Genomic DNA, 24,884 nt, shown 5'->3' with positions numbered 1-24,884 from the left:
CGTCACAAGCTTGACCGCCGCGACCGGACCGGTGGGCCAAAGGGCAGGTCAGGACGGGATCCAGTCACGCTTGATGTGCGGTGTCTCGATGCTGAGGGCACGCATGTGCTCGATGGGATTGGTGTACTCGCGGCTGGCGGCGATCATCCCGTCACTCAGCGTGAAGCCGTGGATGAAGTGGTTGCGATAGCGCCCCTCGGGATAACCGGGGAAGCGGATCGTCCCCTCGCCGTCGCACTCGACCCAGATGACGGCCGGATCCTGCGTCTCGTAGATACGCACGTCGATCCACCGCCAGTCGGGCAGCACCTCCAGTGAGAGGACGCCGTGCCGCTCCAGCCTCTCCCTGCCCCTGACGACGATGGGCCGGCCGATGTCGGTGTTGAAGAGAGAGGCGGTGCCGTCCTCCGTATAGAGGGTGTGTCTGCGCGACCGGGCCTCCACACCGGTCTCCATGTACCGCTCCACCGCCCGCCGGTTGCGGGCCCGTAAGTCGTGCTGGCCGGTGAACACCGGTGCGGCGGTGCCGGGTTGGACGGACCGTGCCGAGGTCATGGCGTCTCCTGGTGAGGGCTCAGGGCTGCAGCCGGGTCGCCGACCAGCCGTCCGCGGTTCGCTCGTAACTCAGCCGCTGGTGCAGCCGGTCGTGCCGCGCGTACCAGAACTCGATCCGGGCCGCGGCCACTTGGTAACCGCGGTAGCGCTCGGGACGCGGCAGCGGTCCCGGCTCGTCGTGGAGCCGTCCGGCCTCGGCCAGCATGGCCGCCGCGTCCCCGAGCGGCTCGCTCTGGCGCGACAGGGTGGTCATCGGGTGGGCGGCCGGGGGACGCGCGTGCCAGAGCGCGTCGGACTCGGTGTCGGACAGCTGCCGGACGGGCCCGCTGACGGTGATCTGCTGACTGGTCTCCCGCCAGTAGAGCACCCCGGAGACCCATCCGGTCTCCGCGATGTCGCGCCCTTTCCGGCTGGTGGCGTGCGTCTCGAAGACGAAGCCGTCGTCCGTCACGCGGTTGAGCACGACGATCCGGGTCGATGCCCGGCCCGCGGCGTTCGCGGTGGCGAGGGCCATCGCCCTCGGCTCCCTGACGTCGCGCTCCTGCGCGTACGCCAGCCAGTCACGCAGCACCGGGATCGGGTCCGCCGGCGCGTCGTCGTACTCCTTGAAGACGAAGTCCAGCGACCCGGTGAGGGATTCGCTCCGGCTCGCACTGCTGATCTGGCTCACCCGTGGTACCTCCGATACGTCGTTGCGCTGTTACACGTCGTTCGTTCCCGGGGCGACGCGCACGCCGCCGCCTCCGGCCCCGGCCCCGGCCGAGGAGATCTCGCCGGCTCCGTGACGGGTCGGCGGGGACATGGTTCGCGGGCGCGCCCCCGGTGCCCCGCGGGCGTCGCGCGGCCCTACGGCCGGCCGGGCGGTGTCAGGGAGGGACGGCCGTTGAGTGCGGCGATCTCGTCGGCGGCCATCTGCCGGTACATCTCGGCCATGCGGGCGAGGCTGCCGCGGTTCCACGGAATGGCCGTGCCGGCGCGCTCCATCGCACGGCCCGCCTCGACGACGGCCGCGGTCGCCGCCAGGCGGGCGCCCTCGTACGCGGCGAGCCCCGCCGGGGTGTCGCCGTCCGCCCGCGCCAGTTCGTGGGCGAGGACGCGCGCGTCGACTATGGCCTGCGACGCGCCGTTGGCCCCGGCGGGATACATCGGGTGGGCGGCGTCGCCGAGCAGCGTCACGCGGCCGCGCCCCCAGGCGGGGAGCGGGTCGCGGTCGACCATGGGGTACTCCAGGATGTGGTCGCTCCGCTCCAGCAGGTCGGGCACGTCGAGCCACCCCATCGACCAGCTCTCGTAGTGGGGCAGGACATCCTTCAGCCTGGCCGTGCGGTGGTCGTCGACCGCGTTCACGGTGTCGCCATCGGGGAGGGGGCCCGGCTCGGCGACGCGTACCAGACAGACCCAGTTGATCCGGTCCCGGCCGATCGGGTACGCCACCAGCGACGCGTCGCCGTCACGGACGATCGCCATGGAGGTGCCGGTCAAAAACGGCCTGTCCACCTTCGTGACGCCACGCCACATCCGGTGGCCCGACCAGGCCGGCGGCCCCTCGTCCGGGTGGAGTTGGGCGCGGACGGCCGAGCGCAGCCCGTCCGCTCCGATCAGCGCGGTGGCGTCGATCGTCTCGACGGCGCCGGTCCCGCGGTCCTCCACCCGGACATGGACGGCGCCGGGGCTCTCGGTGAAGTCCAGCAGCCGCGTGCCGGTGCGCACGGCGTCGGGGCCGAGCCGTTCACGGACCCAGTCGAGGAGCAGCAGGTGCAACTCGCCGCGGTGGATGGAGTACTGCGGCCAGAGGTAGCCCTGGTCGATGCCGCGGGGCTCGGCGAAGAGCTGGTCGCCGGAGCTGTCGCAGTAGACGTGCTCGGCCGTGGCCACACCGAGGGCGGCGAGGTCGTCACCGAGGCCGAGCTCGGTCAGCTCGCGGACCCCGTGGCTGAGGAGGTTCATCCCGACGCCGAGCGGCTCGATGTTGCGGGCGCTCTCCACCACGACCGCGTCGATGCCGGCGGTGTGCAGGCTCAGCGCGGCCGTGAGGCCGCCGATCCCGCCGCCTGCTATGAGCACGGGTGTCATCGCTTCTCCTCCTCCGCTTCCCCGGTCCCGGGGCCTTCCGCCCGGCGGCGCGCGAGTTCATGGACTCCGGTCATGCTGTTCTGCCCCTTCTGCTCATGTGGTCCGTCTCGGTGTGGTGCCTGTTCGTCGAGGTGTGTCGCCTGCTGGTCGAGGTGTGTCGCGTGCTTGTCGAGGTGCGGCCGTGCGTCACTTCGGGGTCGGGGGGCGCACCCGGTCGGACAGTTGCGCCGTCTTCTGGTGGTAGGCCGCGATCTTGTAGCACTCCTCGCCCGCCGACAGGGCGCCGGCATAGACGACTACGCGCTCGCCGGTGTACGTGTACGGCACGTTGGCCGCGAATTCACCGATCAGCGGCTCGTACCGGGCGGGAAGCGCCGCCGGGTCCGTACTTCTCGCGGAGAACGACAGCCGCTCGGCCTTCGAGGAGTCCCAGCCGAAGGTGGGGTACATGGCGAAAGTGGTCCGTATGAAATCCATCATCCGCCCGCTCGGCTCCGGCAGTCCGTTCGCGCGGAGCATCGACAGGACGGCCTCCGGTTCGAGCTGTTGGGCGGAGAGCCCGCTGAAGTACACGTTCCACGTTCTGTGGGCGTAGTCGATCGCGACGGCCGACACCTTGCCGTCCAGGCCGTAGGCGGCGAAGGAGTCGGCGTGCTCCGCCAGGCCTCGCGGCATGGAGGGGATACCGGCGAGCGTCGACAGTCGCTGCGGTTCGCCGAGGGGGAAGGACACATAGGCCTTCTTGAAGCCGCCGACGATTCCGTAGTCGACACCGAAGCTGTCGACGGGGCAGCGCCTCTGGATCTCCGGGAACAGGGTGCCGACCGGATGGTCCGTCTTCTCGACGAGTCCGTTCGACACGGCGACGGCATACGGATCGCCCGCATCCGGGGGCACGGTGAAATCGAACGCGAGCTCTTCCGCGTACCGTTCGCCGGTCGCCAGGCTGAATACGACGTGGGCGTCCGCGAGCCCGTCCCCGAATGCGTCCAGGACAGGCCAGACCTTCTCTCGCGAGCAGGCCACGCGCGCCAGCTGAGCCGTTTCCTCGATCGCCGCGTACAGGTCTTCCAATTGAGTGGCTACGGGCATTCAAGCCTCCAAGGGAATGCGGACCACCGGCTTGTGCCCCCAGGGCCGGCTCGGGCATATGGCGAGATCGTCGTGTCCCCCGCTTGGTGTCGGCTTGGCGCCGACGCGCGGGTCGGTGTCGGCTCGGGGGCGGCTCGGGCCCGGCTCGACACCAAGCGGAAACCAACTCGCTCACCGGTCCACGCCAAGTCCCTCCGATTGACCCCGTCGCCCCACCGGACCCGCGCCCCCCTCCGAACCCGTCCTGCTCGTTGAACTCGTCGTTGCCGCGAAACCGGCGACAGCGGCAGAGTGAGGGACCTTGATCCATGCGAACGTGCTTTTGTTCCGGTTGTGGAGAAGGGGGTTGGACGGGCCGGTTCACCCCCTCGCCGGGACCCTTGACGGGTGCCGCCCGTCTCGGTGAACCTCTCCCTCAGGCGGGTCCACCAGCGTTTCGCATCCGGGGGGTTGTGGGTGGATCCACGCGCGAAGGGGGAATTTTGAGCACACCTCAATACCCGGGCGAAGGAATATGAATCGGGAGCCCGCGACAGCGGGCCTGACAGCGGATGACATCGTCGGCCTACTGCGGGTCTCCAAAGGCTCGGTGTACCGATACGCACACCAGTACCGATGGCGCCGCTACACCGACGCCGGCCGTTGCTACTACCATCCCGACGACGTCACGGCCACCCTGGATCATCTGGATCAGGGCAAGGGTGACTCCTTGTCACCCTGACGGGGCCCTCTCCCGGATCGCTCGACCGGAGCCGCCGCTGGATCCGCCGCCGGGTCCGGCGGCGGATCCCGTGCTTTCCGGCCCCCGGACGGGGCTGAGGGCGGTGCCGCGGTTCACGGGCCCTTGACGGTCCGCAGCGAAGGACCTATAAATATTCTTATCGCCCCGGGTCCGCCCCTCTCCGGTCAACCGGACCCTCCACAGGGCGACTTCGTGCTGCGGTGGCCCGAAACCACCGCCGGCATCCGGCCCAGCCCCTCTCCGCGGGCGGGGCCTTTTTTCTTGACGCTCCTTCAGCAGCGTCGGCAGCCCTCGCTGCCCACCCGCGCCTCCCGGTCACCGCCGACTCCGTCGCGGTGACCTCGCGCGAGCCATCGACACTCGATGTCCCCCATCGCCAGACGACGAGGAAGCGAGTCACATGAGCGGCCTGATAGTTCCCCCCGGTCAGGGGCGAAAGCTGATCACCAGAGCACAGGAGGTCACCTTCAAGGTCACCGCCGAGGACGGCTCCTCCATATCGTGCTTCGAGGTGGTCGTACCGCCCGGCTTCGACGTGGGGGCTCACACGCACACCCGCTCCCAGGAGTTCTTCTACGTCCTGGAAGGGGAGTTGGAGCTGCTGGCCTTCGAGCCGGCCGAACGCACCGGGGACGACTGGCACGACTGGAAGTCCGCCGACGGTGACCAGGTCGTCCGCGCGGGCGCCGGGGCCTGCATGTTCGTACCGTCCGGTTGCCCGCACGCGTTCAGGAACGCCACCGACGGACCGGCACGCATGCTGTTCCAGAGCTACCCCTCGCCCGACCACGAAAGGTACTTCGAGGAGATCGTGGAGATCTTCTCGGCCGGCGACTCCGTGGACGCCGGCGCCGTGGAGGCGATGCGCGAGCGCTACGACGTCCGCCAGATCACACCGCTGCGCTACGAGCCGCCCACGCTCCCGGACGCCCGGTCGACGACGGCACACGGGAGGTGACCACGATGGACCGTATCCCCCTCGTCCACTCCAGTCTGGGAGAGAAGGAACTGGCGGCCGTCGCCGAGGTGTTCTCCTCGGGCTGGCCCGCCGGCCAGGGACCGAGAGGCAAGGCCCTGGAGGCCCAACTGGCCGAGCGGTACGGGGTCGGTGACGCGGTCGCGCTGAGCAACTGCGGCGCCGCGCTCCACCTGGCCATGCTCGCGCTCGGTGTCGGGCCCGGCGACGAGGTGATCGTCGCCGACTACACCTTCCCGGCTCCCGCCCACGCGGTGAAGTACGTCGACGCGGTCCCGGTCTTCGCGGACGTACGCGCCGACACCGGCACCGTGGACCCGCAATCGGTGGCCGACCTGATCGGCCCCCGGACCGTGGGTGTGATCGCGGTGGACACGGTCGGCCTGCCCGCCGACTACGCGGAGCTGACGTCGATCGCGGACCGCCACGGACTGTTCGTCGTCGAGGACGCCGCGTGCGCGGTGGGCGCGACGTACCAGGGGCGGGAGGCGGGTGCGCTGGCACCGGTGGCCTGTCTGTCCTTCCACGGACGCAAGGGAGCGACCAGCGGTGAGGGCGGGGCCCTGATCACCGCCGACCCCGCGCTGGCGGCGGACGCGAGGCTGCGGTCGTCCTTCGGGATCGGAAGCATCTTCGACCAGGCCCGGACGGTCGGTCTGCCGATCCCGGTGTTCACCGACATCGGCTACAACTACAAACTGTCCGACATCGCCGCCGCGATCCTCCAGGTGCAGCTGGAGCGGGTCGGGGAACTGCTGGAGCGCCGAAGCGCCGTCGCGGCGCGCTACGCGGAACTGCTCGCGGACGAGGAACTCCTGGCGGTGCCTCACGTGCCGGCGGACCGTACCCACGCCTGGCAGTCCTACATGGTGACGCTGGACCGGGCCGTGGACCGTGACGAGGTCGCCACCGCGCTGCGCGCCCAGGGCATCGGCTCGGGGCACGGCACGTGGGCGACCCATCTGCAGCCGGTGTACCGGAGCAAGCAGACGTGCCCCGTCTCGGCGGACCTCTTCCGGCGCAATCTCGCCGTCCCGATGCACGCCGAACTCACCATGGGCCAGGTCGAACGGGTCGTGGAAGTGCTGCGGACCGCACTGCGGTCCAGCGCGCACGGCCGCGCCGCCTGAGGCTCACGGCCACGCCCTCGGTGCCGGACGGGCCGCGCACTCGGCCCGTCCGGCACGGGTGGCGCGGTCGCCCGCGCCACCCGACCGATACACACAGAGAGAGGGAGACTCCTCATGGAAGCCGTCAACGCCGCGATCATCTACTACAGCGCGACGGGCGCCGTCCACGGCATGGCGCGCGCCGCGGCGGAGGGCGCGGAGAAGGCCGGCGCGCAGGTACGGCTGCGCAAGGTCCCCGAACTGGCGCCGCGGGCGGCGATCGCCGCCAAACCCGCCTGGGCCAAGCACATACAGGACACCGCCGATGTCGCCGAGGCCGCCCTGGAGGACCTGGAGTGGGCCGACGCGGTGGTGTTCGGCACCCCCACCCGCTTCGGCAATCCGTCCATGCAGCTCAAGGCGTTCATCGACACCACCGGCGGTCTGTGGCGGCAGAACAGGCTCGCCGACAAGGTGTACTCGGTCTTCACCTCCACCGGCTCCGCGCACGGCGGACACGAGTCGACCATCCTGGCGCTGGGGAACGTGTTCTACCACTGGGGCGGCGTCATCGTGCCCCCCGGTTACACCGACCCCGCCGGGAACGGGGTCGGCAATCCGTACGGCACCTCCCACTGGGCGGCCGACGGCCCGCCCGGCGAAGCGGTCCTGAACTCCGCCCACTACCAGGCCCGGCGCGCCGTCGTCGTGGCGGCGGCCCTCAAGGCCGGCCACCGCACCCTCTGACCCGCGGGGGCGCCGCGAGACACCCGCTAACGGGCGAAGACCAACGTGGTCGGCGACGGTGTGCGCTGGAAGGACACCTCGTCGAAGCCGGCCTTGCCGAGCCAGGTCCGGTAGTCCTCCCGCCGCCAGGTGCCCCCGTGCCTGCTCTTGAGCAGCATCTCCCCCGCGAAGGTCAGCGCGAAGGCGGGGCCGGAACGGTCGTCGTCCACGACGTAGTCGGAGATGACCAGTGTGCCGCCCGGCCGCAGAGCGCTCCGTACCCTGGCGAAGACCTCCACGTTGCCCTCCGGTCCTTCCTGGTGGGCGATGTTGGAGTACGTCACGATGTCGTGGGCCGAGGTGCCGAAGTCGGTGGTGTGGAAGTCGCCGTCGATGTAGCTGACGCGATCGGCCACGCCCCGCTCGGCGAGCAGCCGACGGGCGATCGTGTTGATCGGCGCCCAGTCGAGCTGGGTCGAGCGGGCGGCGGGGTTGAGCGCGAGCCAGATGGCCGAGTAGATGCCCGATCCGCCGCCGATGTCGAGGATGGAGACCTCCCCTGCCTCCGCCAGCCGCAGCGTGTCCGCGGCGATCGCCGCCACGGGGGCAGACTGCGCGGCGAGGGCCTGGACCAGATTCTCCCAGTGCGGGTTGTCGGCCACCTCGACCACCGCGTCCGTCAGGGGTCCCCCGGCCCGTACGACGTCGGGCAGGTCCGCCAGTGAGGCCATGTGTCCCATCTTGACTTTGGCGAAGCCGGTCAGCGAGGCGGGCAGCCCGTCCACCAGGAAGGCGGACGCCTCGGCGGTGTTGCTGTACCGGCCGGCGTCCAGTTCGACGAGACCGATACCGACCAGTCCGTCGAGGAGTGTCTGCGCGCCGCGGTGGGAGATCCCGGCGAGCTCGGAGAGCTGGCCCGCGGAGGTCGCGCCGTTCTCGAGGTGGGTGAACACGGAGTGGTTCGCCGCCGTCCCGAGGACACCGGTGGCCCAGTAACCGGTGATGAGCCGCATGATCCGATCCGATGTCGGTCGACCGCTGTTCATATTGTCCCCCCCGAATACACATACGGCGCCGACGCGTCGGCCGGATTTCCTTGCGTTTCCACGGTCCAACGGCCCAGTGCCATCTCGGCGGTAATGCCGGGACCGAAGCCGGCGATCATCCCCGTGGCGGCCGACGGCAGTATCGTGTCCTCCTCGAATTGCCTGCGCAGCGCTTCAAGAACGACAGCGCTGGCAATGTTTCCGTAATCGGCCAGGGTGGACCAGCTGTGACGGAACACCTTGCGGTCGACATTGAGGAACTTGGCCAGATCGTCCAGGATCCGCGGACCGCCGGCGTGGATGATGTAGAAGTCGAGGTTGCCGACGTCCCAGCCGTGGCTCCCGGCGAAATCGCGCAGCACCGGCGCGAGCGGTTCCATCGTTCCGGGTACCCGGCGGTCGAGCTGGAAGTGGAAGCCGGTGTCGCGCACGGCGTACGAGATCCAGTCCTCGGTGTTCGGAATGAGATAGGCGGCGTTGCGCTCCAGACTGACGCCCGTGCCGCCGTTGCCCCGTACGACGGCGGCGCCGACCGCGTCACCGAACAGGCCGTCGGACAGCAGCGCGCTGATGTCGTCGTCGGTGGGCTGGTAGCACAGCGAGCACAGCTCGCAGGAGACGATCAGGACGTTGCTCTCCGGGTGGGCGGCGCAGAAGTCGTGGGCGCGGTTGATCGCCGCCCCTCCGGCGGCGCAGCCGAGCTGTGCGATCGGCAACTGGCGCGTGTCGTACCTGAACCCCATGGTGTTGATCAGCCACGCGGTGAGGGAGGGCATGAGGAACCCGGTGCACGACACGTAGATGATGGCGTCGATGTCCTGCGCCCCGAGGTCCGCGTTCGCCAGGGCCTCCTCTATGACCGGCGGGCACCGCTTCTTCGATTCCAGCTCGTAGATGCGGTTGCGCTCCTCGAAGCCCGGGTGCCTGAGCGTCTTTTCGATGGGCTGCACGATATGACGCTTGCGCACTCCGGTGTTCTTTATCAATCGAAGCGCGAGCGGCAGCTGCGGCTTTCCCGCATGTACCTTCGCGGCGAATTCCATCGTCTCTTCCGCCGTGATCGTGTATTCCGGAACATGCACCGACGGCTTGCATAGGGTTGGCATGCCGACTTCCGCCTCTCTGAGGTTAAGAAAGTTCCGCTGTCCCACAGCGTGTACATCCCAATGTCGCGCAGCTCGCTTGCCACCGACTTGGTGTCGACTTGGCCCTCGCCCACCCTCGAATTAAGGATCGAAATGCACAGGAGTTCAGAGATGATGAACGAGGAGATGAACACCGACAGGGGTGTCACCGGCCTCAGGATCGCCGACACCCGGCGGACGCAGGTCCTTCTCAGGCAACGGCCGGGAGGCGGTATCGGCGAGGCCCGGTGCATCGCCGAACTGGAGCGCGAGGTACGGGATCTGCAGAGAGCGAACGCGACGCTCAAGCGGTACGTGGCGAAGGTCCTGGAACTCAACCTCGAATTCCCGCTGCCCGACGCCGGCTTCGAGACCACCGGGAGCGCCGCGCAGCGCGGCGGCACCAACACCGTCGCGTTCCCACGCCGTACGGCCCCGGCCCCTCTCCGGAGGGCCGAGGCGCCTGCCCTCACGTCGCTGGACCGGTCACCGGACCGGCCGCCGGCCGAGGTGGAGTTCCGGGTGCTCGGCCCGGTGGAGGCGGTTGTCGGGGGCCGCCGGATCGATCTGGGAGCACCGAAGCAGCGCGCGGTGCTCGCGCTGTTGGTGAGTCAGGTGGGTCAGCCGGTCTCGGTCGACCTGCTGCTGGAGGAGTTGTGGGAGGGGCGGCCACCACCGTCGGCGATCACCTCGCTGCACGCGTACGTGGCCAATTTAAGAAGGGTGCTGGAACCGGATCGGGCGCCACGGAAGCCCGCGACGGTGCTGCGCACGCGCGGCCGTGCCTATCTGCTCGACAACCGCGCCGTGGAGGTGGACGTCCACCGCTTCGGTGAACGCGCGAAGGCCGGGTGGCAGGCGCTCGACCAGCGCGACCCGCAACGGGCTCTGCGCGAATTCGAGGCGGGGTTGGCACTGTGGCGTGGTCAGGCGTACGCGGAGGTGGCCGATGCCACTCATGTGGCGCCGGAAGTCGTGCGGCTGGAGGAGTTGCGGCTGTGGGTGGTCGAGGGGCGCTGCGCGACGCTGATAGCGGTCGGGGCGCACGAGATAGCGGTGTCCGAGCTGGCGGCCTTCACCCAGGCCCATCCGCTGCGCGAGTACGGCTGTGAGCTGTTGAGCGTGGCGCTGTACCGGACCGGACGGCAGGCCGACGCACTGGCGGTGCTGCGGTCCCATCAGAAGCGGATGGCCGAGGAGTTGGGAATCGATTCCAGCCCCGCGCTTCAGCATCTTGAGAGGGAGATTCTCCACCAGGCTCCGAGCCTGGACTGAGGCGCCGGCCCGGCCGCCGGCCGCACCGAGTTCACGGAATCACAGGCCACAGGTCACAGGTCAGCGAGATACGAAACAGGAGACCCGACATGAGCGTTCACACCTTCCGCGCCAAGATCAAGCCCGCGAAGATCGCGGAGTTGGAGGAGGCGGGCGAGAAGATGTTCGCGGCCATCGCGGCCGCCCAGCCCGAGGGCGTCCGTTACGCCTGGACCAAGCTCGATGACGGCGAGACGTACGTGTTCGTCGTCGAGTTCGAGAACGACGACAACACCCCCCTGCTCGCCGTGCCCGCCTTCAAGGAGGTCATGGCCACGCTGAAGAGCGAGTGGATCTCGGAGCCGCTGGTCGTGGAGCGGCTGACGCCCGTCGGCTCGTACAGGCTGTTCTGACCGTTCCGCCCCCGTTCCGCCCCCGTTCCGCCCCCGTTCCGCCCCCGTTGGCGCCGCCAAGCCGGCGCCAACGGGGGGGACCAGCCTCCCCCAAGTCCTCTCGCCGAGCCTGAGGTTCGAGCCTGCGCCGCGAGCGGCCTTCGGAGGAGACGGGCCCGAAGCGGCCACGGACCACGACGACCACCGCGGGCTCCGCCGGACGAACCCATGAGCCGTGGATTTCGCCGGTCCGCGATCTCACCTCGACGAAAGAGGCAGCGCATGACCAGTAGAAGATCTTTCCTCGTCGGCGCGGGTGCGACCGCGCTGGCGGTCACGGCGTTCCAGGGCTCCTCCGCCGCGCGGACCGCGTCGGGCGGCAAGTGGGGCCAGTTGCGGCGCCACCTCGGCGGACGGCTGGTGCTGCCGTCGGACCCGGACTACCGGAGAGCCAAGCAGCTCTATCTGATCCAGTTCGACCACAGCCGTCCCCGGGCCATCGCCTACTGCGCCTCAGCCGCCGACGTGGCGCTGTGTCTGCGCTTCGCCCAGGACCACGCCCTGCCCATCGCCGTGCGCAGCGGCGGTCACAGCGCGGGCGGATACTCCACGTCGGAGGGGCTCGTCATCGACGTGTCCCGGATCAACTCGACCACCCTCGGCCGCGACACGGCGACGATCGGCCCCGGGGCGCAGCTCGTCGACATCACGAACACGCTCGCGCCGGCGGGGCTGACGATCTCCGGCGGCTACTGTCCGACGGTCGCGGCCGGCGGCTACTTCGCGGGTGGCGGCATGGGCCTGTTCACCCGGAGCATCGGCATGGCGTCGGACAAGGTGACGTCGGCCGAGGTCGTCCTCGCCGACGGCAGCGTCGTGACCGCCTCACCGCGTCGCAACAGCGACCTCTACTGGGCCGTCCGCGGCGGCGGTGGCGGCAACTTCGGTGTCGTGACCTCGTACGAGGTCGCCCCGACGCCCCTCACCGATCTCGCCGCCTGCAATCTCTCCTGGAGATTCGACCAGGCGCTGGACATGCTCGACGGCTGGGCGCGCTGGCTGGTCGACGCGCCGCGCACGGTCGGCAGCGGGGTCCTGGTCACCCTGGAGGACGCCGCGCCCGGCAAGGCGCCGATGGCGACCATCTTCCTGGGCTCCGTGGACACCGGCGGCGGATTCGAGGGCGAGATCGACCGGCTCGTCTCCCTGATCGGCCACGCGCCGTCGTTCCGGCAGTCGCACACGGCGCCCTACCAGGACATCCTGATGGACCTCTATCAGTGCGGCGGCCTCACGGTGCAGCAGTGCCACCGCGCCGACACCTCCCCCGGCGGTCAACTCACCCGGCCGGCGTTCGGGTTGTGGCGCAGCCGCCTGTTCGGTGAGGGGGCGATGCCGCGGGAGGGATGGGCGAGGGCGCTCTCGGTCCTCGGCACGGAGCGGCAGGCCGGGCAGATGCGCCAGTTGCAGGTCGTCGCCATCGGCGGGGCGGTCAACTCCGTGTCGCGAACCTCCACCGCGTACGTACATCGCGACAGTCTCTTCTCGGCGAGCTTCCTCACCTCGAACTCCGTCGCGCCCGTCCCGGACGAGGCCAAGGAGTCGGCCGGACGATTCGTCGACGCCGGTTTCGCCGTGCTCGATCCCTATTCGAACGGTGAGACGTACCAGAACTTCTACGACTCCCGCCTGCCGGACTGGCAGCGCTCCTACTACGCCGAGAACTATCCGCGGCTGAAGCGGGTCAAGAGGAGCTACGACCCGCACAACATCTTCCGGTTCGCGCAGAGCATCCGCTGATCCGCACACGAAAGGGCCCGGTCCCGGCATCTGATGCCGGGACCGGGCCCTTTCGTGTGTGGAGCGTCTCCGTCACCGGAGCTGTTCGTGGAGGCGGCGGGACAGCTCGACCCGGCGGGTCTTCAGCGTTGCGGTGCGCGGCAGTTCGGCGAGCGGGATCTGGACCGGATCGGCCAGCTGCGGGTATTCGGCGACGGCCGCGCGCCAGCGGTCCAGGTCGAGCGGCCTGTCCCGGTCGGTGCAGACGACCGGGATCGCCTCGGACCTCGGGCCCGGCACCACGACGAGTTCGATCAGCTCTTCCAGCCTGTCCAGCACGAGGTCCTCTATCTCAAGGCTGCTGCCCACACCGGGGATCGCGTCCACCTCCCGGTCGAGCATGTGCAGGCAGCCGAACCCGGTGCGGTAACCGACGTCTCCGGTGCGCCACCAGCCCTCGTGCACGTTGGCGTCGTAGCGCTCCTGCTCGCCGAAGTACGTCTTCGCTATCCCGTCCCAACGGGCCTCGATGAAGCCGGGGTTCCGCGCCGAGGGCCGTTTGCCGTTCTGGCTCACCAGCCTCACCCGCGCGCTGCCCGGCAGCGGATAGCCCACGCAGCGCCCGTCCATCCGGCGCATGGACCTGCGGAAGTACGGCCGGCCGACCGCCGGGCCGACCTCGCTCTGGCCGTATATCTGGAAGAACTGCGGTGTCCGGCGCTCGGAGGACCCCAGCAGCCGGCGGACCGTTCTGGGGTGGAGCGCGTCGAACGTACTGCTGAAGTACTTGACCGACGCGAACGGCTTGCGCGGGTCGTCGGCCAGGCTCTCCCACGCCAGGAACGAGTTGGGCAGCGCCTCGATCAGCCCCGGCCGGTGCTCGGCGAAGAAGTCGGCGACGTCGTCGGGAGCGCCCTCGTTCACCAGGAGCACGGGCATCGACCGGAAGAGGCACAGGGACATCGCCGCGAACATCCGCGAATGCCCGAAGGCGATATGGATCGCGACGGTCTCGCGCCTGCGCATCAGCGCCAGCAGGAACAGCTGCGGCCGGAGCCGGGAGCGCATCGTACGCGGCGTGTGCACCACCAGCTTGGGGAGCCCGGTGGTGCCGGAGGTGTGTGTGATCAGCGCCGGCTCGTCCAGCCCCTGGAGCACCGGCCGCACCGACGGGGATCCCGCGAGGCCGGCGAGGGAGGTCACGCCCGGCCCGGAGCCGTCCACACTGATCAGGCCCTTGGTGAGCCCGGCCAGCGGCACCTCGGCCAGGGACTTGAGCTTGGCCCCGTCGGTCAGCAGGTGCGGCTGGTCGAGCCGCCCCAGCAGGGCCGCGATGGTCGCGCCGTCCAGCGCGTGCGACAGCATCACCGGAATCGCACCGGCACGCGCCACCGCGGTGGCCAGCAGCCAGATGTCGAAGTTGGCCCCCTTGTGGATGACGACGCGCTCTCCGGGCAGCACTCCGGCCGCCCGGATCCGGCCCGCCAGGTCCGATACATGACCGGCGAGTTCGGAGACCGTCAGACGCCGTCCCACCTCCGGCAGGGCGTCGAGGTCGTGATCGAGGGTGAGCGGCGTCGTACCACCCCCGGCCGCCGCCGCCCTTTCCGGTACGACTCCCAGGTACAGGCCGCGTTTGTGGATCGAATCATGGCTCATGAGGCCCCCATCCAGACCAGCTTCAATTCCCGGCAAGCGATACGCCCTGTCCACAGCTTCCCGGAGCGGGCTTGGCCCGGAGTGCCCCACGAGTTGGCACCGGCTTGGCGACCCGCCGCCCCGACGGAGATCAGCGCCGCACGGGTACGCGCCGTCGTTCGACGGCGCGTACCCGTGCGGCGCTGACGGGGAGTTGCGTCAGGGTCCCGCTGTCTCGGGCAGCTTGGCCGGCACCGGGCCCGCAGTGCCCACCGGCGACGGCAGCGGGCCGCTGCGCAGCAGCGTGCCGCAGATGACGGCGCCCGCCGCGAAGATGGCGCTGCACCACCAGAACACCGTGGTGTAGCCGTCGATCGCCGCGAGGTGGAACTGCGCGGGCGTCGGCCGCCCCCGCACATGGCTGTCCAGGTACGCGGTGGTGGCGCCGGCCGCGATCGAGTTCAGCAGCGCGGTGCCGATGGCGCCGCCGAGCTGCTGACCGGTGCTGATGCTCGCCGAGGCGATGCCCGCGTCCTGCGGCGCCACTCCGGAGGTGCCGGTGCGCAGCACGGAGGCGAAGATGAAGCCCATGCCGAGACCGGAGACCATGGTCGGCCCGAGCAGGGCGGACGCGTAGCCCGAGTCCACACCGATCCCGGTCAGCAGGGCCATCCCGGTCGCGTTGAGCAGCAGACCGGCGATGACCAGGGGCCTCGGGCCGAAGCGCGGCATCACCACGATGTTGCCCACGTTGGCCCCGACCGCGGTGAGCACCACCATCGGCAGCAGGGCGACGCCCGAGGTGATCGCCGAGTAGTCCAGGGTGGTCTGCATGTAGTAGACGAGGAACAGGAAGAGGCCGAACATACAGGCGCCGACGACCAGCATCGTCAGATAGGCGCCGCCCCGGTTGCGGTCCAGGACGAGCCACGGCGGAAGCAGCGGCTGCGCGGCGCGCGCCTGCCAGAGGACGAACACGAGCAGCAGGACGCCGCCCGCGGCCAGGAAGCCCCATGTCGAGGGCGTGCCCCAGCTGTGCGACGCCGCGTTGGAGAAGCCGTAGACCAGGCAGAACATGCTGGCCGACACCGCCACCACGCCCGGGATGTCCAGCCGGGATCCCGGCTTCCCGACCCCCTTGGCCATCGGCAGCGAGGCTCCGAGCATCACGACTCCGGCGAAGAGCAGGTTGATGTACATGCACCAGCGCCAGGACAGGGAAGAGGTCAGCGAACCGCCGAGGATCAGTCCCAGGCCCGCGCCGCTGGCCGCGACGGCGCCGAAGGCGCCGAACGCCTTGCCCCGTTCCTTCGGGTCGGTGAAGGTCGTGGTCAGCAGGGCCAGGGCGGCCGGTGCCAGCAGCGCGCCGAAGGCACCCTGGCAGGCGCGGGCCGTCACCAGCATCTCGAAGTTGACCGCGGCCCCGCCGACGGCCGAGGCGACCGCGAAGCCGCCCGCCCCGACGAGGAAGGTCGCCTTACGGCCGATCAGGTCGACCAGCCGCCCGCAGAACAGCAGCAGGCTGCCGAACGCCAGTGAGTACGCGGTGACGATCCACTGCCGGTCGGCGTCGGCGATGTCCAGGTCCTCCTGCGCCGAGGGCAGCGCGAGGTTCATCACCGTCACGTCGAGCACCACCATGAGCTGGGCGACGCAGATGACGCCGAGGATCAGCCACCGCTTCGGTTCCCCGCCCGTCGTCCCGGCCGCTGCCGGGTCCCGTTCGCCCGCAAGATCCGCGTTCTGTGTTGCCACGATCATCTCTCCTTGTCGCATCGGTGGGACCTTGGCACCACCCTTAGAGCGGCCTCGGCGGCGGAATGTGACATGGCCGGCCGAGCGGGTTCGGCCGGACCGGCTCGCGAGTCCGCGGGAGGTGGGCACCACCCGCGGCTGCCGTCCGGGGCCGCTCCGCCGGTGACGTCAGACGCGGTCTTCCGCGTCGCGGGCCAGGACGCGGGAGACCGCGTCCCCCAGGACGCCCGCCGGATCCTCGCTGCCGGCGGTACTGCGCCATGCCACGTGGTTGTCGGGGCGCACGAGTACGGCCCCCTCGTCGGTGATCTGCCGGACCGCCGCCCATCCCCCGTCGCCGTCGGTGAATTCCGCGCCGCTCCCGATGCGGGCCACGGTGATCGGGATCGAGAACTGCTCCGCGATCCGCTCGGCCGCCTCGCACCACGGCGTGCCCGCCGGGCCGGTGAGCAGCGCGAAGCCGGTCGCGGCGCCGGTCAGGTCGTGGGTCGACAGACGGCGCCCGGCGTGCTCGATCCAGGCATGCGGCAGCAGATGGCCGGGGCGGGTCGTCGGGTGGTGCACGTCGCCCATGGGCGCGCGCGGTGGCGGCTGACTGCCGTCGCCGACGACCGCTCCCTCCTCGTACACGAAGCCGATCTCCAGGTCGTGCGCCTGGCACTCGGCGCGGTGCGTACCGAAGATCTCCGCACCCCGTGCCCGTACGGCGGTGCCGACCGGCGACGGGTCGAAGAACGTGGCGAACGCCGACGCCCGGTGCTCCGGCGGGATGTGCGCACCGAGGCCGATGGCGGCGTCGGTCATGACCCGGTGGTGGAACCACGTGGACAGTCCCCAGTCGACGTTCTGTCCGCCGACCGGCCGCCGCTCCGCCTCGTAGGTGTCGAGCAGGCTGTCGTCGGCGCGACCGGTGAGCACCGCGGCCAGCTTCCACGCGAGGTTGTGCACGTCCTGGATGCCGCCGTTGAGGCCGAGCCCGGTGGTGGGCGGCTGGCGGTGGGCGGCGTCGCCGGCCAGCAGGACCCGGCCGTCCCGGTAGCGGTCGGCGAGCACGCCCTCGACGGTCCACTGCGTCAACTTGTGCAGGGTCAGGTCCAGTTCGGGCAGGCCGAGCACCTCACGCATCCGGGCGGCGACCGCGCGCCCGTCGGAGCGGTCGGTGTCGCCGAGGGCGAAGTGCAGGCCCCACTCCTCGCAGTTCCGTCCCCAGGTGGGGCCCATCTCCAGCAGCGTGCTGGAGAGGTCGGCGCGGTAGGGGTTCACGAACCAGGTGATGATCGTGCCGTCGTGCCACCAGGCCGACAGGTCGGCGGAGAAGTACGCGGTCGTGACATCGACCATCCTGGGCGTGCCCCGCAGCTCCACACCGAGAGCGGCACCGACCGTACGACCTCCGTCGGCCGCGATCATGTAGCGTGCCGCCACCTTGGTGATCTCGCCGGTCGCGGTGTCCCGGATCTCGGCGAGGACGCGGTCACCGTCGTCGGCGAACGTGGTCAGCTCGTGGCCGAACAGGACGCGCCCGGGGTTGCGCTCCTCGGCGTGACGGCGCAGGACGGGCTCCAGCCGGAGCTGCGGCAGTTTGGTGGTCGAAACGGGGCCCGCCGCCGCGTACGTCTCACTGAGCGCACCGCCGCCGAAGGCGTCCATCTCATGGATCACCCGCGCGTCCAGCGGCCCGTCGCCGGTGAGCGTGGTCTGCCAGCGCACCTTGCCGAACTTCTCCAGCGGCGCACCCTGTTCGGCCACTTCGCCGTCGAGCCCGTGCTGGCGGAAGATCTCCATCGTGCGCTGATTGAGGTAGTGGGCCCTCGGCAGTATCGACGTGTCGGGGTGCCGTTCCACCAGCAGGTGGTCGACACCGTGGTCGGAGAGGAAGACGGAAGCGGACAGCCCGCACCCTCCGCCGCCCACTATCAGAACCGGAACCTCGACTGCTTCCATCATCGGCCTTCCATGACATGAGGTGACGGCCCGAACCGCAGCCTGGCCACAGCTTCGGCGGGAGGAATTGGCCGGGGCTACGCGGCGAGTTGGCGCCCACTTGGCGGCGCGTCCCGGCCCGGCCGGAGCAGCGGCACGCGTCGGTGTCCCGGCGCGTGTGAGCGGCCCGAGTGGACGTCCCGGACGCCGGTACCGGTCGACGGGCGGCCGTGGTCGCGGAGTTGCCGCCGCGGTCAGGGGGTCGTCGTGGAGACCACGTACACGTGGGGCATCGCCGGATCACTCAGGTCGACGGTGATGTCCTGCGTCGGGCGTGGGTCCTTCTGCTTGTGCGTGGTGCCCGACCAGACCCGGGTGGGGACGAAGTCCCAGCCGACGGTGCGCGAATCGCGGGGCGCGATCGTGACGTTGCCCTCCTTCAACTCCGAGCGGTGCGAGCCCAGTTCGGTGAGGAAGGTGTCCAGCCGCCCGGACGTCACGTTGAACTGCACATACAGACGGCTGGACTTCCAGTTGCTCGTCTCGTAGTAGCGCACGTTCGTGGCGCGTGCCGGGATCGGCACCTCGAAGACCCGCTGCTTCATCCGGGACGGCACCGCGTCCGTGAGGCCGGTCGCCGAGGACTCCAGCTCCTTGTCGAGTCCGCTGCGCCTGCTCTGGCCCGCCGAGATCACCAGATAGCCGGCGGGGATGCCGATGAGCAGCACGATCACTATCGCCGTCACCCACCGGCGGCGGACCATATGACCGTGGTTCTCCGGCGGCTTCGGGACGTCGTCGGAGGGCGTCGACTGTCGGGGCACGGTCATGAGGGAGGTTCCTGGCTGGTGCGGGGGGCTCGGCTGGGACTCGTACGGTGTTCTCGCGGCGGGTCGGACGGCTCCGGCGCGCCGGGCGCCCGCGTTCCCGGCTCGGGCTCCGGCGCCGTTTTTGGCGCCTCCGGCTTCGGCCGGGCCGCCTCGGCGGACTCCTGGCGTTCCCGCACCGCCGCGGCGCGGGACTCCTCGGCCTCGCGCAGCTCCTGCTCCTCTCGCAGTTCCTGCGGCATCCGGCCGGTGCGGATCGCCTCCGCGTACAGCTCGTACTTCTCGTACCGCTCAAGCCTGCGCCGGTTGGCCCGGCGGAAGCGGCGGGCGACGAGCCGCGAGAGGTCGGCCGCGCCGACCATGCCCGCCTCGGGGCCGAGCTGCGCCTTGGCGATCCGGGCCTCGGGCCGGTAGCCGCGCCCGGTGAGCTGGCGGCGGAAGGCCTCCCTGGCGGGGCCGATCAGCAGATCGTCCGCCGCGCTGACACCGCCGCCGATGACGAAGCAGGACGGGTCGAGCGCCGCCGCCAGATTCGCGATGCCGACGCCGAGCCACTGGCCGATCTCCTGGAGCAGTTCGACGCACATGGCGTCGCCCTCGCGGGCCAGCTCGGTGATCAGCGGTCCGGTGATGTCGGGGATGTGGCCCTTGACGCGTTCGATGAGGTTGTACGCCACCGGGGAGTCGGCGGCGGCCAGCTCCCTGGCCTCCCTGACGAGCGCGTTGCCCGAGCTGTACTGCTCCCAGCAGCCCCGGTTGCCGCACGGGCAGCGGTGTCCGGCGGGCACCACCTGCATATGGCCGAACTCGCCGGCCACGCCGTACTTGCCGCGCTTGACCCGGCCGTCCTCCAGTATGGCGCCGCCGATACCGGTACCGAGCGTGATCATGACGAGGTGGTCCTCGCCGCGTCCGGCGCCGAAGCGCCACTCCGCCCAGGCGGCGGTGTTCGCGTCGTTGTCGACCATCACCGGGACGGCGAGCCGGGAGGAGATCGAGTCCCTGAGCGGCTCGTCGCGCCAGGCGAGGTGCGGGGCGAAGAGGACCTTCGCGCGGTCGGCGTCGACCCAGCCGGCCGCGCCGATGCCGACGGCGTGCACGTCGTGCCGGTCGGAGAGGTCGAGCACCAGCTCGACGATGGTGTCCTCGACGACCTTCGGGCTCTTGGACTTGTCCGGCGTCTCGGTGCGGATCTTCTCCAGGATGTTGCCGTCCGGGTCGACGACGCCGGCCATCACCTTCGTCCCGCCGATGTCGATCCCGACGGTGGGCACGCGGGGCGCGGAGGCGTGCGAGCGGCGTTCGCGGGTGCCGACGGTCCGCAGGACGGTGGCGCGCGCGGAGCCGCGGTGGGTGAGATCACGGTAGGTACTCATCGGACCGGCCCCCTCGGGTGCCGGGGAGCCGCCGTACGCCGGGGGTCCGTCGAGCCGGGGCGGGGGCTGTGACGACACGCCCCGGGGTGGGTCCGTCGGGTCCCGGGGCCGCCGGCCGGACGGTCGGCGCTGCTACCGGAACGCGGCCTGGGTGCTCGCACGTGTCGTGTCGTCCCTGCGGATCGGGGGCGCACCGAACCGGGTGTCCGGGACGGCGGCGGTGGACGGTTGCCCACCACCGCCGATTCTGCCATCCGGGCGGTACGGAGGTCGGTCAGGGCTTGGCGGTGCCGCCGGAAGGCTCGCCCTTCTCGTCCTGGTCGACAAGATGCCCTCCGCCGTCCACCGGGCGGCCACCGACATGGGCCGGGGCGGGGGCCTTGGCCAGCTCGTGGCTGAGCTCCTCGAGCTCCGAGCCGCCCGCCATCTGGCGCGTCAGCTCGTCCAGGGTGATTGATTCCCTGGTGTGGCTGCCGGCCATCACACCGCGCTTGAGCAGGACGAACCGATTGCCGACGAGATAGGCGTGGTGCGGGTTGTGGGTGATCAGGACCACGCCGAGTCCCGCGTCACGCGCGGCGGCCACGTACTTCAGTACGACTCCGGACTGTTTCACGCCGAGCGCGGCGGTCGGCTCGTCCAGGACGAGGACCTTGGCGCCGAAGTGGACGGCGCGCGCGATCGCCACGCACTGCCGTTCGCCACCGGACAGGGTGCCGATGGGCTGGTCGACGTCGCGCAGGTCGATGCCCATCCGCAGCAGCTCCTCGCGGGTGGTGCGGCGCATCTGTTCGACGTCGAGGCGCTTGAAGGGGCCGGCGCCCTTCGTCGGCTCGGAGCCGAGGAAGAAGTTCCGCCAGACGGGCATGAGCGGTACGACGGCGAGGTCCTGGTAGACGGTGGCGATGCCCAGGTCCAGCGCCTCGCGCGGCGAGCCGAGCGTGGTCCTCGTGCCCTCGATGAGGAATTCGCCCGCGTCGTGGCGGTGCAGACCCGCGACGATCTTGATGAGGGTGGACTTGCCCGCGCCGTTGTCACCCAGCACGCAGGTGATCTCGCCCGCGTGCACCTCCAGCGAGACGCCTTCGAGGGCGCGGATGTTGCCGTAGTACTTACTGACGTCGTCCAGTTCGACCAGGGGTGTCGTGGGCGTGCCGGTCATCGGGTTGCCTCCGCGCGCTTGCGGACCCATGCGTTGAGCAGGGTGGCCAGAAGGAGCATCGCTCCGAGGAAGAACTTGAACCAGTCCGGGTTCCACTCCGCGTACACGATGCCCTTGCTGGTCATGCCGAAGATGAAGGCACCGACCGCGGAGCCGATCGCCGAGCCGTAGCCGCCGGTGATCAGACAGCCGCCGATGACCGCGGCGATGATGTAGATCAGCTCGTTGCCGACGCCCTCGCCCGACTGGACGACGTCGAACGAGAAGAGCAGGTGCTGGCCGGAGACCCAGGCGCAGAAGCCGACGCCCATGTAGAGGCCGATCTTCGTCAGCCGGACCGGGACGCCGACGGCGCGGGCGGCCTCGGCGTTGCCGCCGACCGCGAAGATCCAGTTGCCGAAGCGGGTCCGGAGCAGGATCCATGTCGCCAGGGCGACCAGGACCGCCCACCAGAGGATGGTGACCTTCAACTCGACATCGCCGAGGGTCAGTTCGGAGGCGAAGAGTTTACGGGCCGACTCGAAGCCCTCCATGTCGCCGATGCTCTTGGTCGAGACGGTGCCGCTGATCAGCTTGGTCAGACCGAGGTTGAGACCGGTGAGCATCAGGAACGTGCCGAGGGTGATGATGAAGCTCGGCAGTTTCGTGCGCGTCAGCATGAAGCCGTTGAAGACCCCGATGGCCAGGGTGACCAGCAGGGACACGAAGACGCCGACCCAGATGTTGGCCGTCATCTGGTAGCTGAACATCGAGGAGATCAGCGCCGAGCTGGTCACCAGCACACCGGCGGACAGGTCGAACTCGCCGCCGATCATCAGCAGCGCCACCGGCACCGCCATGATCCCGATCGTCGACGCCGCGTACAGGACGGTGCCGAAGCTGGATGCCTTGAGGAACGAGTCGGCGACGACGGCGAAGAAGAGGAAGACCGCCAGGGCGCCGACGACGGCGCCCAGTTCGGGCCTGCCGAGCAGCTTGCGCAGCGTCGAGTCACCGAGCAGCCGCTCGTCCACGGCCGGGGCGCCGTGCCCGCCGTCGCCCGGCCGGTCCTTCACGGGTGGTGCGGTTGTGGTCATCGGGTCCCTCGCTCCGCGTATTTCTCCAGCTCGGCCGCGTCCTGCTTGCTGATGACCTGCGGGCCGGTGAGCACCGGGAGCCCGCCGCCGAGTACATCGGCGTTGTACCGGTAGAGCCAGAGCAGATCGACGGCCTCGTACCCCTGGAGGTAGGGCTGCTGGTCGACGGCGAAGCCGAGCCGGCCCGCCTTGAGCGAGCCCGCGACGGCCTCGTTGAGGTCGAACGTGTCGATCTCGGCCTTGCTGCCCGCGGTCTCCTTCGCCTTGACGGCGGTGTCCGCGAAGGGGGCGCCGAGCGTCACGACCGCGTCGATGGTCTTGTCGGCCTGGAGCTTCGCCTCGATGGACGCCTGTACGTCGGGCATGTTGGTGCCGTCGACGTACAGGTTCTGCATCGTGCCGTCGAAGGTCTTCTTCGCGCCCGCGCAGCGCTGCTCGTGGCCGACGTTGCCCTGTTCGTGCAGCACGCAGAGGGCCTTCTTGCGGCCTCGCTCGTCCAGTTCGTCGCCGACGGCCTCACCGGCGATCGACTCGTCCTGGCCGATGTGGGTGAGCGCGCCGAACTGTTTCGACTGCTCGGAGCCCGAGTTGACGGTGATGACCGGGATGCCGGCCTTGGCGGCCTTGGCGACGACGGCCTTCATCGCGTCGGGCTTGGCGAGTGTGACGATCAGCCCGTCGACACCCTTGTCGATGTACGACTGGACGAGCTGGGCCTGCTGCTGGCCCTCGTCGCTGTGCGCGTAGAGGAAGTTGATGTTGTCCTTGACCGCGGCCTGCTCGGCGCCCTTCTGGACGATGTCCCAGAAGGTGTCGCCGTCTCCCGAGTGGGTGACCATGGCGAAGGTCCACTTCGGCGTGTTCACCGCGGCCCGCCCCTGCGCCTCGGCCGCCGCGGCCCGCTCCTCGGCGCGCTTGCCGCCCGTGCTGCTGCATCCCGCCAGGGACGCCGCCCCGAGAACCGCCGCCAGCACCGCGCCCGTCGCGCGCACCCCTGACCGACGTACCCCTGTCCGACCCCTTGCCACGACGCGGTGCCCTTCTTGCCGTACTTCCCGATACCGCCGGGCACGGTGGGACCCGGCCCGGCCGCCCAAGTATCGGTCATGGCTGTTCGGGGCCTGTTCATCGGGTACGGACACGTGCATGTCATCGGGCGGTGACGGCTGTCCGTCATCGGGTGCCGCGTGCGGTGAACTTCTCCAGCGCGGGGACGTCCTTCTCCGTGACGAGGGCGGGTCCGGTGAGTACGGGCTTCCCGCCGCCGATGACATTCCCGTTGTTCTTGTTGAGCCACAGCTCGTCGACGGCGAGATAGCCCTGGAGGTAGGGCTGCTGGTCGACGGCGAAGCCGATCTCCTTGGCCTTGAGCTGCTTGACCACGTCCTCGTTGAGGTCGAAGGTGTTGATCTCGGCGCCGGACCCGGCGCTCTCCTTGGCCTTCACGGACGCGGCGGCGAAGGGCGCGCCGAGCGTCACGACCGCGTCGAATTCGTCGGCGCCTTCGCCGCTCTGGAGCTTTGCCTCGATCGACGAGGTCGTCGCGGGCATGTTGGTGCCCTCGACGTTCAGATTCTCCACCGTTCCCTCGAAGGTCTTCTTGACTCCCGCGCAGCGGCCCTCGAGCGAGACGTTGCCCTGCTCGTGGATGACGCAGAGCGCCTTCTTCTTGCCGCGCTTGTTCAGCTCCTCGCCGACCGCCTCACCGGCGATGGCCTCGTCCTGGCCGATATGGCCGAGCGCGCCGAACGGCTCGGAGAACTCGGCGCCGGAGTTGATCGTGACGACGGGGATACCGGCGGCCGCGGCCTTGGCGAGCACGGCCTTGACCGCCTCGGGCTTGGCGAGGCTGACCACGAGTCCGTCGACGTCCTGGTCGATGTAGCTCTGGATCAGCTGGGCCTGCTCCTTGCCCTCCTTGTTGGCCGCGTAGAGGAACTGCACGTTGTCCTTGGCCGCCGCGACCTTGGCGCCGCTCTGGACGATGTCCCAGAAGGTGTCGCCCTCGCCGGAGTGCGTGACCATGGCGATCTTCATGCGCGGGGTCTTGGCCGCCGTACCGCCCCCGCCGTCGTCGGCCTTGTCCTCGGAGTCCTTGCCTCCGGAGCCGCTGCATCCGGCGACGAGGGCGAGCGCGCATGCGAGGAGCAGCGCCGCCGCCGTGCGGCCCGCCGCCTTTCGGTTGGTACGCATGGTGGTTCCGCCTTCTCTCCCGGCCGCCCCGTTGCGGCTGGGGGTGTTCTAGCGGCGTGCGCGCGG

20 protein-coding genes and 1 pseudogene are annotated in these 24,884 nt (G+C 70.1%); 6 read left to right on the top strand and 15 right to left on the bottom strand.

Annotated features, from left to right (window positions below; all coding sequences use genetic code 11):
- Positions 1-48: 48 nt before the first annotated feature.
- The 4 genes from SSPS47_RS28775 to SSPS47_RS28760 all read right to left on the bottom strand — a co-directional run bounded on the left by SSPS47_RS28775 (position 49) and on the right by SSPS47_RS28760 (position 3,720).
- Entirely contained in the window at positions 49-555 is a 507-nt protein-coding gene (locus SSPS47_RS28775) for a PhzA/PhzB family protein (RefSeq protein WP_164253487.1), read from the bottom strand.
- Between the two features lie 19 nt (positions 556-574).
- The gene (gene phzG, locus SSPS47_RS28770; protein WP_164253486.1) at positions 575-1,225 is read right to left on the bottom strand and encodes a phenazine biosynthesis FMN-dependent oxidase PhzG; all 651 of its coding nucleotides are present in this window, start codon (positions 1,223-1,225) and stop codon (positions 575-577) included.
- Between the two features lie 176 nt (positions 1,226-1,401).
- Positions 1,402-2,628 (bottom strand): FAD-dependent monooxygenase, encoded by a 1,227-nt coding sequence (locus SSPS47_RS28765; protein ID WP_164253485.1) that lies wholly within the window; start codon positions 2,626-2,628, stop codon positions 1,402-1,404.
- A gap of 186 nt (positions 2,629-2,814) precedes the next feature.
- Positions 2,815-3,720, bottom strand: coding sequence for an aromatic prenyltransferase (locus SSPS47_RS28760; RefSeq protein WP_164253484.1), 906 nt, complete (start codon positions 3,718-3,720; stop codon positions 2,815-2,817).
- Positions 3,721-4,862: 1,142 nt separating this feature from the next.
- Between SSPS47_RS28760 and SSPS47_RS28755 the strand changes: the two genes are divergently transcribed.
- The 3 genes from SSPS47_RS28755 to wrbA all read left to right on the top strand — a co-directional run bounded on the left by SSPS47_RS28755 (position 4,863) and on the right by wrbA (position 7,294).
- Positions 4,863-5,420 (top strand): cupin domain-containing protein, encoded by a 558-nt coding sequence (locus SSPS47_RS28755; RefSeq protein WP_164253483.1) that lies wholly within the window; start codon positions 4,863-4,865, stop codon positions 5,418-5,420.
- A gap of 5 nt (positions 5,421-5,425) precedes the next feature.
- On the top strand, positions 5,426-6,568 hold the full coding sequence (locus SSPS47_RS28750; protein ID WP_164253482.1) for a DegT/DnrJ/EryC1/StrS aminotransferase family protein: 1,143 nt from the start codon (positions 5,426-5,428) through the stop codon (positions 6,566-6,568).
- Positions 6,569-6,682: 114 nt separating this feature from the next.
- The gene (gene wrbA, locus SSPS47_RS28745; protein ID WP_147874951.1) at positions 6,683-7,294 is read left to right on the top strand and encodes an NAD(P)H:quinone oxidoreductase; all 612 of its coding nucleotides are present in this window, start codon (positions 6,683-6,685) and stop codon (positions 7,292-7,294) included.
- Positions 7,295-7,320: 26 nt separating this feature from the next.
- Here the strand turns inward: wrbA and SSPS47_RS28740 are convergent, their stop codons facing one another.
- Complete coding sequence (locus tag SSPS47_RS28740; protein WP_203557949.1) at positions 7,321-8,286, bottom strand: methyltransferase; 966 nt, start codon at positions 8,284-8,286, stop codon at positions 7,321-7,323.
- Between the two features lie 29 nt (positions 8,287-8,315).
- Complete coding sequence (locus SSPS47_RS28735; protein WP_147874953.1) at positions 8,316-9,425, bottom strand: type III polyketide synthase; 1,110 nt, start codon at positions 9,423-9,425, stop codon at positions 8,316-8,318.
- 150 nt (positions 9,426-9,575) lie between these two features.
- On the opposite strand from SSPS47_RS28735, the gene SSPS47_RS28730 reads away from it, so the two are divergent.
- The 3 genes from SSPS47_RS28730 (at position 9,576) to SSPS47_RS28720 (ending at position 12,889) form a co-directional block, all read left to right on the top strand.
- On the top strand, positions 9,576-10,718 hold the full coding sequence (locus SSPS47_RS28730) for an AfsR/SARP family transcriptional regulator (protein ID WP_239065098.1): 1,143 nt from the start codon (positions 9,576-9,578) through the stop codon (positions 10,716-10,718).
- Between the two features lie 89 nt (positions 10,719-10,807).
- Positions 10,808-11,110: a hypothetical protein gene (locus SSPS47_RS28725; RefSeq protein WP_164253480.1), complete on the top strand. Its 303-nt coding sequence runs from the start codon at positions 10,808-10,810 to the stop codon at positions 11,108-11,110.
- A gap of 261 nt (positions 11,111-11,371) precedes the next feature.
- Positions 11,372-12,889, top strand: coding sequence for an FAD-binding oxidoreductase (locus SSPS47_RS28720; RefSeq protein ID WP_164253479.1), 1,518 nt, complete (start codon positions 11,372-11,374; stop codon positions 12,887-12,889).
- 72 nt (positions 12,890-12,961) lie between these two features.
- Here the strand turns inward: SSPS47_RS28720 and SSPS47_RS28715 are convergent, their stop codons facing one another.
- The 9 genes and pseudogenes from SSPS47_RS28715 to SSPS47_RS28675 all read right to left on the bottom strand — a co-directional run bounded on the left by SSPS47_RS28715 (position 12,962) and on the right by SSPS47_RS28675 (position 24,818).
- Positions 12,962-14,527 (bottom strand): AMP-binding protein, encoded by a 1,566-nt coding sequence (locus SSPS47_RS28715; protein WP_164253478.1) that lies wholly within the window; start codon positions 14,525-14,527, stop codon positions 12,962-12,964.
- A gap of 198 nt (positions 14,528-14,725) precedes the next feature.
- Entirely contained in the window at positions 14,726-16,261 is a 1,536-nt protein-coding gene (locus tag SSPS47_RS28710) for an MFS transporter (protein WP_239065097.1), read from the bottom strand.
- 168 nt (positions 16,262-16,429) lie between these two features.
- Positions 16,430-18,208 carry an FAD-dependent monooxygenase gene (locus SSPS47_RS28705; RefSeq protein WP_239065096.1) on the bottom strand — a complete coding sequence of 593 codons (1,779 nt, stop codon included), beginning with the start codon at positions 18,206-18,208 and terminating at the stop codon, positions 16,430-16,432.
- A 230-nt stretch (positions 18,209-18,438) separates the two neighbouring features.
- Complete coding sequence (locus SSPS47_RS28700) at positions 18,439-19,014, bottom strand: hypothetical protein (protein WP_187280121.1); 576 nt, start codon at positions 19,012-19,014, stop codon at positions 18,439-18,441.
- 254 nt (positions 19,015-19,268) lie between these two features.
- Positions 19,269-20,387, bottom strand: a pseudogene (locus tag SSPS47_RS28695) (ROK family glucokinase); the annotation flags it as partial.
- A 274-nt stretch (positions 20,388-20,661) separates the two neighbouring features.
- On the bottom strand, positions 20,662-21,549 hold the full coding sequence (locus tag SSPS47_RS28690) for an ATP-binding cassette domain-containing protein (protein WP_239065095.1): 888 nt from the start codon (positions 21,547-21,549) through the stop codon (positions 20,662-20,664).
- Positions 21,546-22,625, bottom strand: a complete 1,080-nt coding sequence (locus SSPS47_RS28685; RefSeq protein ID WP_164253477.1) for an ABC transporter permease — start codon at positions 22,623-22,625, stop codon at positions 21,546-21,548. The genes SSPS47_RS28690 and SSPS47_RS28685 overlap by 4 nt, the downstream gene beginning before the upstream one ends.
- Positions 22,622-23,617 carry a sugar ABC transporter substrate-binding protein gene (locus SSPS47_RS28680; RefSeq protein ID WP_239065094.1) on the bottom strand — a complete coding sequence of 332 codons (996 nt, stop codon included), beginning with the start codon at positions 23,615-23,617 and terminating at the stop codon, positions 22,622-22,624. Before SSPS47_RS28680 ends, SSPS47_RS28685 begins: the two co-directional genes overlap by 4 nt.
- A 181-nt stretch (positions 23,618-23,798) precedes the next feature.
- Positions 23,799-24,818, bottom strand: coding sequence for a substrate-binding domain-containing protein (locus tag SSPS47_RS28675; protein WP_164253476.1), 1,020 nt, complete (start codon positions 24,816-24,818; stop codon positions 23,799-23,801).
- Between the last annotated feature and the right edge of the window lie 66 nt (positions 24,819-24,884).

Source organism: Streptomyces sp. S4.7 (genome assembly GCF_010384365.1).
Taxonomy (GTDB): domain Bacteria; phylum Actinomycetota; class Actinomycetes; order Streptomycetales; family Streptomycetaceae; genus Streptomyces.
The sequence above is the reverse complement of the archived record's forward strand: the minus strand, read 5'-3'. Positions and strand labels throughout refer to the sequence as shown.

Excerpts from the sequence above, each read along its gene's own strand:
- SSPS47_RS28775 (WP_164253487.1), bottom strand. The coding sequence starts at position 555 with ATGACCTCGGCACGGTCCGTCCAACCCGGCACCGCCGCACCGGTGTTC.
- SSPS47_RS28765 (WP_164253485.1), bottom strand. The coding sequence starts at position 2,628 with ATGACACCCGTGCTCATAGCAGGCGGCGGGATCGGCGGCCTCACGGCC.
- SSPS47_RS28760 (WP_164253484.1), bottom strand. The coding sequence starts at position 3,720 with ATGCCCGTAGCCACTCAATTGGAAGACCTGTACGCGGCGATCGAGGAA.
- SSPS47_RS28755 (WP_164253483.1), top strand. The coding sequence starts at position 4,863 with ATGAGCGGCCTGATAGTTCCCCCCGGTCAGGGGCGAAAGCTGATCACC.
- SSPS47_RS28750 (WP_164253482.1), top strand. The coding sequence starts at position 5,426 with ATGGACCGTATCCCCCTCGTCCACTCCAGTCTGGGAGAGAAGGAACTG.
- wrbA (WP_147874951.1), top strand. The coding sequence starts at position 6,683 with ATGGAAGCCGTCAACGCCGCGATCATCTACTACAGCGCGACGGGCGCC.
- SSPS47_RS28740 (WP_203557949.1), bottom strand. The coding sequence starts at position 8,286 with ATGCGGCTCATCACCGGTTACTGGGCCACCGGTGTCCTCGGGACGGCG.
- SSPS47_RS28735 (WP_147874953.1), bottom strand. The coding sequence starts at position 9,425 with ATGCCAACCCTATGCAAGCCGTCGGTGCATGTTCCGGAATACACGATC.
- SSPS47_RS28730 (WP_239065098.1), top strand. The coding sequence starts at position 9,576 with ATGATGAACGAGGAGATGAACACCGACAGGGGTGTCACCGGCCTCAGG.
- SSPS47_RS28725 (WP_164253480.1), top strand. The coding sequence starts at position 10,808 with ATGAGCGTTCACACCTTCCGCGCCAAGATCAAGCCCGCGAAGATCGCG.
- SSPS47_RS28720 (WP_164253479.1), top strand. The coding sequence starts at position 11,372 with ATGACCAGTAGAAGATCTTTCCTCGTCGGCGCGGGTGCGACCGCGCTG.
- SSPS47_RS28715 (WP_164253478.1), bottom strand. The coding sequence starts at position 14,527 with ATGAGCCATGATTCGATCCACAAACGCGGCCTGTACCTGGGAGTCGTA.
- SSPS47_RS28705 (WP_239065096.1), bottom strand. The coding sequence starts at position 18,208 with ATGATGGAAGCAGTCGAGGTTCCGGTTCTGATAGTGGGCGGCGGAGGG.
- SSPS47_RS28700 (WP_187280121.1), bottom strand. The coding sequence starts at position 19,014 with ATGACCGTGCCCCGACAGTCGACGCCCTCCGACGACGTCCCGAAGCCG.
- SSPS47_RS28690 (WP_239065095.1), bottom strand. The coding sequence starts at position 21,549 with ATGACCGGCACGCCCACGACACCCCTGGTCGAACTGGACGACGTCAGT.
- SSPS47_RS28685 (WP_164253477.1), bottom strand. The coding sequence starts at position 22,625 with ATGACCACAACCGCACCACCCGTGAAGGACCGGCCGGGCGACGGCGGG.
- SSPS47_RS28675 (WP_164253476.1), bottom strand. The coding sequence starts at position 24,818 with ATGCGTACCAACCGAAAGGCGGCGGGCCGCACGGCGGCGGCGCTGCTC.